The 11,911-nt window shown below is 68.3% G+C and carries 13 protein-coding genes; 6 read left to right on the forward strand and 7 right to left on the reverse strand.

Going from position 1 to position 11,911, the window contains the following annotated elements; all coding sequences use genetic code 11:
• Positions 1-2 precede the first annotated feature (2 nt).
• Positions 3-1,160 carry an iron-containing alcohol dehydrogenase gene (locus L0977_RS19185; RefSeq protein WP_234266469.1) on the forward strand — a complete coding sequence of 386 codons (1,158 nt, stop codon included), beginning with the start codon at positions 3-5 and terminating at the stop codon, positions 1,158-1,160.
• 87 nt (positions 1,161-1,247) lie between these two features.
• Here L0977_RS19185 and L0977_RS19190 read toward each other — a convergent pair whose 3' ends face one another.
• Both L0977_RS19190 and L0977_RS19195 read right to left on the reverse strand, forming a co-directional pair.
• Positions 1,248-1,754 (reverse strand): hypothetical protein, encoded by a 507-nt coding sequence (locus L0977_RS19190; protein ID WP_234266470.1) that lies wholly within the window; start codon positions 1,752-1,754, stop codon positions 1,248-1,250.
• A 124-nt stretch (positions 1,755-1,878) separates the two neighbouring features.
• Positions 1,879-2,889 (reverse strand): TerB family tellurite resistance protein, encoded by a 1,011-nt coding sequence (locus tag L0977_RS19195; protein WP_234266471.1) that lies wholly within the window; start codon positions 2,887-2,889, stop codon positions 1,879-1,881.
• A gap of 120 nt (positions 2,890-3,009) precedes the next feature.
• Between L0977_RS19195 and L0977_RS19200 the strand changes: the two genes are divergently transcribed.
• From L0977_RS19200 to L0977_RS19215, 4 genes are all read left to right on the forward strand, one after another.
• Entirely contained in the window at positions 3,010-3,561 is a 552-nt protein-coding gene (locus L0977_RS19200; RefSeq protein ID WP_234266472.1) for a septation protein A, read from the forward strand.
• A complete protein-coding gene (locus tag L0977_RS19205; RefSeq protein WP_234266473.1) occupies positions 3,558-3,857 on the forward strand; it encodes a BolA family protein in 300 nt (99 codons plus the stop codon). Before L0977_RS19200 ends, L0977_RS19205 begins: the two co-directional genes overlap by 4 nt.
• Positions 3,858-3,954: 97 nt before the next feature.
• Complete coding sequence (locus L0977_RS19210; protein WP_234266474.1) at positions 3,955-4,734, forward strand: peptidylprolyl isomerase; 780 nt, start codon at positions 3,955-3,957, stop codon at positions 4,732-4,734.
• Positions 4,735-4,889: 155 nt separating this feature from the next.
• A complete protein-coding gene (locus L0977_RS19215) occupies positions 4,890-6,308 on the forward strand; it encodes an aspartate aminotransferase family protein (protein ID WP_267966514.1) in 1,419 nt (472 codons plus the stop codon).
• Between the two features lie 65 nt (positions 6,309-6,373).
• On the opposite strand, the gene L0977_RS19220 is transcribed toward L0977_RS19215, so the two are convergent.
• Together L0977_RS19220 and L0977_RS19225 are read right to left on the reverse strand one after the other, a co-directional pair.
• Positions 6,374-7,132, reverse strand: coding sequence for a heparan-alpha-glucosaminide N-acetyltransferase (locus tag L0977_RS19220; RefSeq protein WP_234266475.1), 759 nt, complete (start codon positions 7,130-7,132; stop codon positions 6,374-6,376).
• Positions 7,129-7,887, reverse strand: a complete 759-nt coding sequence (locus tag L0977_RS19225) for an alpha/beta fold hydrolase (protein ID WP_234266476.1) — start codon at positions 7,885-7,887, stop codon at positions 7,129-7,131. The genes L0977_RS19220 and L0977_RS19225 overlap by 4 nt, the downstream gene beginning before the upstream one ends.
• Before the next feature lie 58 nt (positions 7,888-7,945).
• Here L0977_RS19225 and L0977_RS19230 point away from each other — a divergent pair, with 58 nt between their 5' ends.
• A complete protein-coding gene (locus L0977_RS19230) occupies positions 7,946-9,925 on the forward strand; it encodes a peptidase U32 family protein (protein WP_234266534.1) in 1,980 nt (659 codons plus the stop codon).
• 25 nt (positions 9,926-9,950) lie between these two features.
• Here L0977_RS19230 and L0977_RS19235 read toward each other — a convergent pair whose 3' ends face one another.
• From L0977_RS19235 to L0977_RS19245, 3 genes are all read right to left on the reverse strand, one after another.
• Positions 9,951-10,376 carry a GFA family protein gene (locus L0977_RS19235; protein ID WP_234266477.1) on the reverse strand — a complete coding sequence of 142 codons (426 nt, stop codon included), beginning with the start codon at positions 10,374-10,376 and terminating at the stop codon, positions 9,951-9,953.
• A gap of 62 nt (positions 10,377-10,438) precedes the next feature.
• The gene (gene rsgA, locus L0977_RS19240) at positions 10,439-11,524 is read right to left on the reverse strand and encodes a ribosome small subunit-dependent GTPase A (protein WP_234266478.1); all 1,086 of its coding nucleotides are present in this window, start codon (positions 11,522-11,524) and stop codon (positions 10,439-10,441) included.
• Positions 11,524-11,904 carry a hypothetical protein gene (locus L0977_RS19245; RefSeq protein WP_234266479.1) on the reverse strand — a complete coding sequence of 127 codons (381 nt, stop codon included), beginning with the start codon at positions 11,902-11,904 and terminating at the stop codon, positions 11,524-11,526. The genes rsgA and L0977_RS19245 overlap by 1 nt, the downstream gene beginning before the upstream one ends.
• Between the last annotated feature and the right edge of the window lie 7 nt (positions 11,905-11,911).

Below are 11,911 nucleotides of genomic sequence, written 5' to 3' on the forward strand. Positions count from 1 at the left end.
CCGTGCCCCAGATCCTGTACGTCACCAACATCCTGATCGAAGACGGCGCCCTGGCGCAATTGCCGGCCGAATGCGCGCGCATCGGCATCCGCAAACCGCTGATCGTGACCGACGCGGGCGTCAAGGCTGCCGGCCTGCTGGCCCAGGCACTGGCCGCCTTGCCCGATCTGCCGGCGGCCGTGTTCGACCAGACCCCCAGCAACCCGACCGAAGCGGCCGTGCGCGCCGCCGTCGCGGTGTACCGGGAACAGGGGTGCGATGGCCTGATCGCTCTGGGCGGCGGCAGCTCCATCGACTGCGCCAAGGGCGTGGCGATCGCCGCCACGCACGAAGGCCCGCTCAAGACCTACGCCACCATCGAAGGCGGTTCGCCCCGGATCACGGCCGCCGTGCCGCCACTGATCGCCATTCCCACCACGGCCGGCACCGGCAGCGAAGTGGCGCGCGGCGCCATCGTGATCGTGGACGACGGCCGCAAGCTCGGCTTCCATTCCTGGCACCTGGTGCCAAAAACCGCCCTGCTCGATCCGGCGCTCACGCTGGGCCTGCCGCCGCTGCTGACCGCCGCCACGGGCATGGACGCCATCGCCCACTGCATGGAAACCTTCATGGCCGCGCCCTTCAACCCGCCCGCCGACGGCATCGCGCTGGACGGCCTGCAGCGCGGCTGGGCCCACATCGAACGCGCGACCACCAACGGCCAGGACCGCGAAGCGCGGCTGAACATGATGAGCGCCAGCATGCAGGGCGCGATGGCGTTCCAGAAAGGGCTGGGCTGCGTGCATTCGCTCAGCCACAGCCTGGGCGGCGTGAACCCGCGCCTGCACCACGGCACGCTCAACGCCCTCTTCCTGCCGACCGTGATCGCCTTCAACGCCGGCGCCGAGAACGTGCGCCGTGAACGCCGCCTGCAGCGCATGGCCCAGGCCATGGATCTGCCCAGCGACCGCGACGACGAACTCACGGCGGCCCTGCTGGGCGCATCGATCAAGGCGCTCAACGAGCGCCTGGGCCTGCCCCCAGGCCTGGCGGCGCTGGGCGTGACACCGGCCGTTTTTGATCAGGTGATTGAAGGCGCCCTGGCCGACCACTGCCACAAGACCAATCCGCGCCTGGCCAGCGCGGCCGACTACCGGGCCATGCTCGAAGCGGCGATGTGACACCCAGGCAGGCGGTCAATGCTGGCGGCCGGTGAAGGCCGGGAGATCCCGGCCAAGCAGCCCAGCCGGCCGTTCGCGTGCCCGACCTCAGTTCAGGCGCGTGAGCGTCTCTTCCAGGAACGCGGTCGGGTAGCCCTGGGCATCGTCGGGCGAGTCGGGGTCGCCAATACGCAACTGCCCGTTCTGCAGCGACAGCAGCACCTTGCCTTCGCCCTGCGACGAGCTGCCATTGAACCGGTCGGTCGACAGGCCGTTGAGTGTGCTGGTGCCGACGTGTGTCATCTGCAGGTTCGACAGCACCTTCTTGTCGCGCACGCTCGGGCCGGAGCAGGCGTTGCCGACGTAGGCATAGGCCACCACGTCGCCCGTGAAGCTGTTGGCGCCGGTCTTGTTGAAGTCGGCCCGCAACTGGGCCGAGGCCCCGCTGTCGGCCACGCAGCGGCTGATCCAGGAGCCGATGTAGGGTGCCACCGGATCGCTGGAGCCATCACCGGGCACCGGGTCGTCGCTGCCACCGCAGGCGCTCAGTGCGGTGGCACCGGCCAGCATCAGGGAAGCCAGCGTCAGCCGGCGGGTCGTGATCGTGGTCGTCATGGGTTCTCTCCGGGAAATGCGGAAGCCCTAGGCTAGCGCTTTCCCGCGGCCTGTTCGTTTCCGACCGTCCGGCGCAACGGCAAACAAATGTGAGGAATGCAGCCGGACGCAACGCCCGCCGGCCTCAGACCCCACCCCGGACCATGGCCATGACCTTGCCGGCGTCGAGCCCGCGGGCCGTCTGCTCGATCTGCGGCAGGTAGCGGTTCTGCAACTGTTTGGCCGGCCCCAGCAGGTCCTGGAAGGTCTGTTGCAGCAAGGCCGTGCTCATGACCCGTCCGCCGGCGTAGTACCGCTTGGCCACCTGGCCCAGCGCATAGGTGGTGGCAAAGGAAAACGCCACGCCCGTGGCCGCGCGGCCCAAGCCGCCCACGGTGCGCCCCAGGGCCTTGCCCAGCAGGCCGCCGATGAGCTTGCGGCCGAACTGTTCGATGTACTGCGAGGTGATGCCGACCCCGGCGGCCGCGATGAATTCCTTGATGTGACCTTGGTCCAGTTCCACGCCATGCGCCTTGCCCACGGCATAGACCATCTTGACCTGCAGCGGAATGATGGCCATCGAGGCCCAGGACTGCGGCAACAGCTCCAGCGCCCCGGTCAGCAAGGCGTGGTTGAGGATGGACTGGTCCAGCGCGGCGTCGCGGGCCGGGTCTGCAGGGTTGGCGGTTTCGCTGCCCACCCCGTTGTCGGTGACGAGGGTGGCCGCAGGCACCAGCGCCACCACCTCGGCCGGCACAGCCTGGGCCGGCGCGCTGCGCTCGGCGGCTTCGGCCAGGGCATCGGCGCTCTGCGCTGCGGCAGCCGCCTGCTCGCTCAGACCCAGACGCTGGCGCAGCGTGGCAAGAAACGCCGTTTCGGCCGGGCTCTGGCGCCCGTCGGCATCGCACACGCAAACGGCCATTTCGTACGCCAGCTGGCGCTGGCCTTCGTCGCCAAGGTCGGCCACTGCGTCGTCCATGCCAGTGCGCCGCAACAGAACGTCCTGATACAGGCCCGCCAGGCTGGCGCCCCCTTCGTGGCCCAGGTTCTCGGCCATGCGCCGGATGGCCTCGCGTTCGCTGTCGGCCTTGTGCGCATCGGCAAACGCGGCCAGCAGGGCCAAGGTCAGAAGGGCTTGCTGTTCTTTCGGGGTCATGGTGTCAAACGCTCCAGGAAGGTAGGCCCCGGGTGGACCGCGGCCGGGGCCGGGAGTTCCACGGCCCCGGCCAAAACCCGGCGCGGACCCGGGGCCCGGCAAGCAGGGATAATTCCGCCCATGCGGCTTCTCATCGACTTTTTCCCCATCGGCCTGTTCGTGGCCGCGTACAAGCTGTACGACATCTACGTGGCCACGGCGGTGCTGATGGCCGCCACGGTCGTGCAGACCGGCCTGATCTACGCCGTCGACCGCAAGCTCCAGACCCTGCACAAGGTGACGCTGGTGCTGGTGATCGTGTTCGGCGTGCTGACCCTGGCCCTGCACGATGAACGCTTCATCAAGTGGAAACCCACGGTGCTCTACGCCAGCATGGCCATCGTGCTGGCCGCCGCGCTGTGGATCTGGAAGAAGAACTTCCTGCAGATCCTGCTGGGCAGCCAACTGCGCCTGCCCGACGCCGTCTGGGCCCGGCTGACGCTGATCTGGGTCGCCTACTTCCTGTTCATGGCCGGCATCAACGCCTGGGTGGCGGCGTTCTACAGCACCGAGGCCTGGGTGAATTTCAAGCTCTGGGGTTATGCCTTCCCGGTGATCTTCATCGTCGGCCAGGGCCTGTACATCGCGCCCCACCTCAAGGATCGGGACGGCGAGCCGGGGTCTTCCTCATGAGCACGCCCGCCGTGCATCCGGTGGTGCCGACCACCGACGCCATCGAAGCCACCCTGCGCGCGGCCCTGGCGCCCACGGAGCTGGAAGTGATCGACGAGAGCGCTGCCCACGCCGGCCACGCGGGCGCCAACGGTCTGGGTTATGGCACCCATTTCCGGGTGCGCATCGGCGGGCCCGCCTTCGACGGCCACTCGCGCGTGGCCCAGCACCGCCTTGTGTATGATGCGCTGCGTTCTTTCACCGAGGCCGGGCTGCACGCCTTGGCCATCGAAATCCGGCCGCACACCCGCTCCTGAGACCCACCACGGTTCCGCGCACTCTTCCGACCTGAGCCTGCAACTTGCGCCCGCGTCCGGCATCCAACCCGTTTTCCATTCCCCTTCGAGGATCTTCATGAAAGCAACCCTGTCGGCCCTGACCGCGGCCGCCCTGATCTGCGTCGCTCCCTGGGCCGCTGCGCAGAACGTCGCCATCGTCAATGGCAAACCCGTTCCGTCCGCGCGTGTCGACGCCCTGGTCCAGCAGATCGAGGCCTCGGGCCAGCCGGTGACCGACGAACTGCGCGAGCGCGTCAAGGAAGAAGCCATCCTGCGCGAAATCTTCATGCAGGAAGCGCAGAAACGGGGCGTTGCCGCCACGGCGGAATACAAAACCCAGATGGAACTGGCGCGCCAGACCATCCTGATCCGCACGCTGTTCGCCGACTGGCAGAAGAAGAACCCGGTCACCGACGCCGACATCCAGGCCGAATACGACAAGTTCGCCGCCGCCAACAGCGGCAAGGAATACCGTGCCCGCCACATCCTGGTGGAAAAGGAAGACGAGGCCAAGGCCCTGATCGCGGCCATCAAGGGTGGCGCCAAGTTCGAAGACCTGGCCAAGCAGAAATCCAAGGACCCGGGCTCCGGCGCCAACGGCGGCGATCTCGACTGGGCCAACGCCGCCAGCTACGTGACCGAATTCTCGGAAGCCATGGTCAAGCTCGACAAGGGCCAGATGACCGAGGCCCCGGTCAAGAGCCAGTTCGGCTGGCACGTGATCCGCGTGGACGACGTCCGCCAGGCCCAACTGCCCAAGCTGGAAGAGGTCAAGGCCGAGATCGCCCAGCAGCTGAGCCAGCAAAAGATGGCCGAATTCCAGCGCAACCTGCGCGAAAAGGCCAAGGTGCAATAAGCGCTTCCCGCATCCGCACCGACGCGCCCTCCGGGCGCGTTTTTTTTGCGCTGTGCGACCAGTGGCTCGCCATGTCACGGGGCAGGTGGCTCCATCGGCCCCTGCAAAGCCTCCTAAAGTGGACCCAACTGCCCCAAAACCGGAGGAGATGTCCCATGGATGGCAATGCCAGCACCGAAAGCCCAGGCCCGGCAGCGCCCGACCGGCGCCCCGGGCGCCGCGGCCTGGACTGGAACCGGGCCACCCGCTTCATGGCCGCCGAACGCGAGGACTACGTCCAGCGCAACCCCGCGTCGGCGGTGCTGGCCCGCCAGGCGGCCGAACACCTGCTGTTCGGGGTGCCGCTGCACTGGATGAACGACTGGGGCACGCCCTTTGCCCTGCACGTGGAGCACGCAACCGGCGTCGACGTGGTCGATGTGGACAGCCATACGCTGGTGGACTTCTGCCTGGGTGACACGGGCGCCATGTTCGGCCATGCGCCCCCGCCCGTGGCCGCGGCCGTACAGCACCAGGCCGCCCGCGGGTACACCACCATGCTGGCCACGCAGGACGCGGCCGAAGTCGGCCGGCTGCTGGCCGGCCGTTTCGGCCTGCCCTACTGGCAGTTCGCGCTCAGCGCGACCGACGCCAACCGCTACATCGTGCGCTGGATCCGTGCGGCCACGGGTCGCAAGAAGATCCTGGTGTTCAACGGCTGTTACCACGGCACCATCGAAGACGTGTTCGTCGACCTGGTCGAAGGCCAGCCGGTGCAGCGCGACAGCCTGCTGGGCCAGGTGCACAACCTGCTGGAACACACGGTGGTCGTCGAATTCAACGACCTGCCGGCGCTGGAAGCCGCTCTGGCCAACGGCGACGTGGCCTGCGTGCTGGCCGAACCGGTCATGACCAACATCGGCATGGTGCTGCCCGAACCGGGCTTCTGGCGCGCCGCCCAAGCGCTCATCCACCGCCATGGCAGCTTGCTGGTGATGGACGAAACCCACTGCATCAGCACCGGCCCGGGCGGTCACGCCCGGGCGCACGGCATCGATGCCGACGCCGTGGTGATGGGCAAACCGGTGGCCGGCGGCCTGCCCAGTGCCGTGTACGGCATGAGTGCGGCGCTGGCCGACCGCGCGGTCCAGGCCAAGCGCCAGGCGCCGCCCGGGCACAGCGGCATCGGCACCACGCTCACCGGCAACATGCTGGCCATGGCCGCCATGCGCGCGGCGCTGTCCGAAGTGATGACCGAAGCCGCCTACGCCCACATGCTGGCGCTGGCCGAGCGCCTGGCCGACGGCATCCGTGCCGTGATCGCCCGCCACCAGTTGCCCTGGTGCGTGACCCAGGTGGGCGCGCGCGTGGAGTTCCAGTTCTGCGCCGAGCCACCGAAGAACGGCACCGAGGCCGACCGCGTGATGGACCCCGAACTGGAACACCTGATCCACCTGGGCCTGCTCAACCGGGGCGTGCTGATCACGCCCTTCCACAACATGATGCTGGTCAGCCCGGTGACCACGCCCGAGCATGTGGCGCAGTTGCTGGGGTCGCTCGACGAGGTGCTGGCGGCCATCGTGGCGCGCGCCTGATCTTCCCTACCCGCAGCCGCCCTCGCCTCTCGGCACGAATGGGCCACGGGCCCGCCAGGGTTGTTTCAGCGGAACAGCCAGACCGCGCCGCCCACCAGGCCAATGAGCACCGGCTGGTGCACCAGGTAGTAACTCAGGCTCCAGCGGCCCCAGGTGGCCAGGGCGCGGCGCGGCCCGGTGGCCGGCGCATCGGCTGCGCCCAGCCACTGCGGCCGGTGCCGCAACGCCCAGTGTCCGGCCGCCAGGCCCCACCACATGGCGCCGAGCCACGGCAGCAACGGCACGTAGTCCTGGGTCACCGGCAGGCGGCTGACGAAGCCCAGCGCGTTCCAGCCCGGCTGGTTCAGCCAGGTCAGCGTCGGCCACGCGGTGATCACGGCCGGTGCGGCGAATTTGGCCGCGATGGCCAGCGCGCCCAGCGGCCAGAGCCAGCCGCCCCAGCCCGCGGTCAGGCGCGCCACGATCAGCATGGCGGCCATGCCGTGCAGGATGCCGAAGTAGATGAAGCTGTCAGGGAACATCAGCGCCGAGCCCGCCGTCACCAGCAGCGCCCCCGCCGTCACCTGGGCCCAGCGGCGCCAGAACCGCGGCCAGCCCAGGCCGGCGTGGTGCGCCACCGCCTGCGACAGCCCGGCGGTGAACACGAATAGGCCGACGATGGCGGTCCGCTGCACGTACCAGAACGGATCGCGCGAAAAGCTGGCGTCGATCAGGCCGAAGTGGTCGAGGTCGTAACAGAAGTGGTAGACCGTCATCCACAACATCGCCAGCGACCGCAGGATGTCGATGCGGTCAAGGCGCCCGGCTCCCCGCGCCGCGGTCATGCCCGGGAAGCCTGGTGGTGCACCGTCAGCAGCAACTGCGCCAACTCCCGCGGCGCGCTGACCATCGGGTCGTGCCCCGTGGCCAGTTCATACACCTTCCAGCCCGGTTCGCTGCGCACGCGCCGACGCGCCGCATCGATGGTGGGCAGCGGCGGGTGGGTGCAATCGATGAAGCTGTGCGGTATGGCCCAGACCCGGGCCGGGTCGAAGTCCAGCGGCTCCTGGTAGAGGCGGAACGGCTGCGGTGTCTGGCGGCGATTGACCCAGTCGCGGTCGGCACCGCTGAGGCCAAACACGCTGGCGTCGGGTGGTGGAAAGCTCAGCCCGCCGCTGGCCTGGGCCTCGGCCACGCGTCTGGCCACGGTTTCGGGGCTGTGCGGCGTGCTCCAACTGCTGCCCGGCGTGGGAATGCCGGCGTCCAGATAGACCAGGTGCCGCAACAGGCCGGGGTGCGAGCGCTGCAGGCGATCGGCCACGCAGGTGATCAGGTTGCCGGCGTAGCTGTGCCCCACCAGCACCACGCGCTGCAGCTCTTCGGTCGTGATCAGGCCGATCACGTCCTGGATGTGGGTGTCGATGCCCACGTCGGGGCCGAGCAGGTGGGCGCGCTCGCCCACGCCAGTGAGCGTGACCGCGTGCGTCTCCACGCCGGCGCCACGCAGCAGCGGCAGCACACGCTTCCAGCACCAGGCTCCGTGCCAGGAGCCATGAACCAGGACGATGGCGGTGGCCGAAAGGGTTGGGGATGCAGACATGGGCGATCTCCGGGACAATATCGGGTTCGACGTTCGCCCCCGATTCTGCCCGCTCGCCATGCTGCCCCACCACCTTGAACTGCTCGCCCCTGCCCGCGATGCCGACATCGGCATCGAGGCCGTGAACCATGGGGCCGACGCGGTCTACATCGGGGGGCCGTCTTTCGGCGCCCGCACCAGCGCCGACAACAGCGTGGCCGACATCGCGCGCCTCGCCGCCTACGCCCACCGCTTCAACAGCCGCATCTTCGTCACGCTCAACACCATCCTGCGCGACGACGAACTGGAACCAGCGCGCAAGCTCGCCTGGCAGCTCTATGACGCGGGCGTGGACGCGCTGATCGTCCAGGACATGGGTCTGCTGGAAATCGACTTGCCGCCGATCCAGTTGCACGCCAGCACGCAGACCGACATCCGCACGCCCGAAAAAGCCCGTTTCCTGCAGGACGCTGGCCTGAGCCAGATCGTGCTGGCGCGCGAGCTGACGCTGCAGCAGATCGCCGCCATCGACGCCGCGCTGGGCCCGAAGGACGCGCCCGGCCGCGCCATCCTCGAATTCTTCGTGCACGGCGCGCTGTGCGTGGCCTACAGCGGCCAGTGCTTCATCAGCCACGCCCACACCGGACGCAGCGCCAATCGCGGCGACTGTTCACAGGCCTGCCGCCTGCCCTACGAGGTCAAGGACAGCCAGGGCCGCATCGTGGCGCACGACAAGCACGTGCTCTCGATGAAGGACAACAACCAGAGCAACAACCTGCGCGAGATCATCGACGCCGGCGTGCGCAGCTTCAAGATCGAAGGCCGCTACAAAGACATGGCCTACGTCAAGAACATCACCGCGCATTACCGCGTGTTGCTGGACGAGATCCTGGAGGAGCGACCCGAACTCGCCCGCGCCAGCAGCGGCGAATGCACCTTCCACTTCCAGCCCGATCCGGACCAGAACTTCAATCGCGAGTTCACCGACTACTTCGTGCAGGGGCGCAAAGACGACATCGGCGCCTTCGACACGCCCAAGAACCCGGGTCGCCCCATCGGTTACGTGACCGCCACCGGCCCCAACTTTGTCGAACTCCAGGTGAACGACGCCGACACCGTGCTCCACAACGGTGACGGCCTGTGCTACCTGGACCTGCAGAAAGAGCTGGTCGGCCTGCAGATCAACCGCGCCGAAGCGGTGAACAGGAAAGGCCTGTGGCGCGTGTTCCCGAAGGACCCGATGGAAGGCTTCAAAGACCTGCGCAAGGGCGTGCAGGTCAACCGCAACCGCGACATGGACTGGGTGCGCGGGCTGGAGCGGAAATCCGCCGAGCGCAACATTGGCGCCTGGCTGCGGCTGGACGAAACCGCTGAAGGCCTGACCCTGACGGTCACCGACGAAGACGGCCACAGCGGCAGCGCTCGCCTGCCCGGCACCCCGCAGGACGCCAGGGACCCGAGCCAGGCCGAGGCCAAGCTGCGCGAAAACCTCTCCCGCCTGGGCGACACGCTGTTCCAGCCACTGGACGTGGTGCTGAACCTGGGCGGCCCGCGTTTCGTGCCCGCATCGCAGCTCAACGCTCTGCGCCGCGAGGCGGTGGAACGGCTGGAGACCGCCCGTGCCGCAGCCTGGCACCGCCTGCCACGCGCCAAACCGGTGGAGCCGCCCGTCAACTACCCGGAAGACACCCTCACCTACCTGGCCAACGTGTTCAACCACAAGGCACGCGACTTCTACGCGAAGCACGGTGTCAAGGTCATCGCCGCCGCCTACGAAAGCCACGAGGAAGAAGGCGAAGTCAGCCTGATGATCACCAAGCACTGCGTGCGCTTCAGCCTCAGCCTCTGCCCCAAACAGGCCAAGGGCGTGACCGGCGTGCAGGGCACGGTGCGCGCCGAGCCCATGCAACTGATCAATGGCAAGGAAAAGCTGACTCTGCGCTTCGACTGCAAACCCTGCGAGATGCACGTGGTTGGCAAGATCAAGCGCAGCGTGATGAACGCCGTGCCGGCGAGCCCGGTCACCTTCTACCGGACCCGGCCGACCACCAACGCCTGATCCGGCGCGGGCCTCGCTGCGGACCTCAGCCGGCCTTGGCCGGCGGCGGCCCGGGCTGACGCTCGACGCGCTCCAGCGCCGAGTCCAGACAGGCCCATGCGGGAGCGCTCGAACTCCAGATGTTGGCGCTCGGACGAACCGAGGACGGATCGTCCAGCGTTCCGACCCGCACCACCGTCGCCCCGACACGGCCCGTCGAATCGGCGAACAACTGCGTGCCGCACTGCGGACAGAAGCGCCGGATGACCTGGTTGCCGCTGTCGGCCGTGCGGGTGTATTCGCCGAGGTTGCCGCTGATCTCCATGGCAGCCGTCGGCACGATCAGGTTGACGGTGCCGTTCGAGGCAATCCGCTGACAGTCCTTGCACCAGCAGACGCGCGAGGCGATGGGCTCGGCCGTCAGCCGGAAACGAACCTGGCCGCACAAGCAGCCTCCCGTACGTTCGGTCATCTCTGGTCTCCTGAAAAGGGTCGCCCATTATGGCCAGCTGTGGCAGGAGCGGGCGTCATCACTCAGTCATCGTCGTGCGCGCGCGAGAAACTCTTCTTGGCCGACTTGACGTACTTGCCGAAGGCCTTGTCCTTCTGCCGCCGCCCGGCGGACGACAGCTCGTAGAAGGCATTCTCCTCGCGCAGCTTGAGGTAGTTGGCGAGGTGGCCGGGCTCGATCTCGCCAGCCTGGACCGCGGCGCGCACCGCGCAGCCCGGCTCGCCGCTGTGGCTGCAATCCGCATAGCGGCAGTCGGCGGCGCGACGCGTGATGTCCGAGAAGCTGCCACCGGCCTCCACGTCGGCATCGATCAGGCCGAACGCCCGCATGCCCGGGTTGTCGATCACCAACGCACCGTTGTCCAGCGCCACGAGTTCGCGCCGCACCGTGGTGTGCCGCCCCTCCCCGGTGTGGCTCACCACCGCCGTGAGCTGCGCGCTGCGCCCCAACAAGGCATTGATCAAGGTGCTCTTGCCCACCCCCGATGAGCCCACGAAACAGTAGGTCTGGCCCGACAGCAGGCTAGCACGGAACGCCTCCACCCCATCCTGCGAGAGCTGGCTCAGGGTCATGACCGGCGCATCGACGCCCATGGCATGAATCTGCGCCAGCTGCGCGGCCAGTTCCTCCGGTGTGACCAGGTCGGTCTTGGTCAGCAGCACCCAGGGCTGGGCTCCGCCGTCGCGCACCATGACCAGGTAGCGTTCGAGCCGGTTCGGGTTGAAATCGAAATGGCAGGACTGCACGATGACCACGGTGTCCACGTTGGCCGCGATCAGCTGCACCTCGCCCATGCCTCCGACGCCACGCCGGCGCAGCACCGTGCGCCGCTCCAGCACCGCCTGGATCAGGCCCTCACCGTCATCGCGGCCACCGCGCGCCACCAGCACCCAATCGCCCACACAGGGCCACTGCGCCGGGTCTGGCTGATGGAACACGAAGCTGCCCGACAAGCGGGCCGAGAAGGGAGCGCTGCCGTCCGTCAGCACCAAGCGGTCGCGATCCACAGCCACCACGCGGGCTGGCGCCAGGGCACTGGCGTCGGGCCAGCGCGCCCATTGCGCCGCCAGCGCCGCGCTCCAGCCCAGCTTTTGCCACTCCGTGTTCATCACAGCTCCTCCCTCGCTTCCAGCAGCAACTGGCGAATGGTCACCCCTTTCACCACCGCCTGAGCGCGAATGCGGATGCCCTGCCCGGCTTCGAGCCGAAGCCGCTGGTGATAGTCCAGCCCATCGGTCTGACCGGGGTTGTGCGCCGGGATCCGCCGGCTCCACTGGCGCCGGCTGTCGACCTCGACCGACAGCTCCAGCCAGACGTCCTCGCCCACGGCAGCCGGCACGTCCACCAGCAGGCTGGCGTCCACGTCAAACACGCGGACCCGGTGATTGAGGCCGGGAATGTCGAGCACCGCCACCGGGTCGCGGGTGTCGGTGCGCCAGTGTTCCGGGGCGCTGTGGGCGGTGGACAGGGCAGACGGCGGGGATTTCATCGGGGCC

The sequence above is a fragment of the Hydrogenophaga sp. NFH-34 genome, assembly GCF_021401345.1.
GTDB lineage: Bacteria > Pseudomonadota > Gammaproteobacteria > Burkholderiales > Burkholderiaceae_C > Hydrogenophaga > Hydrogenophaga electricum.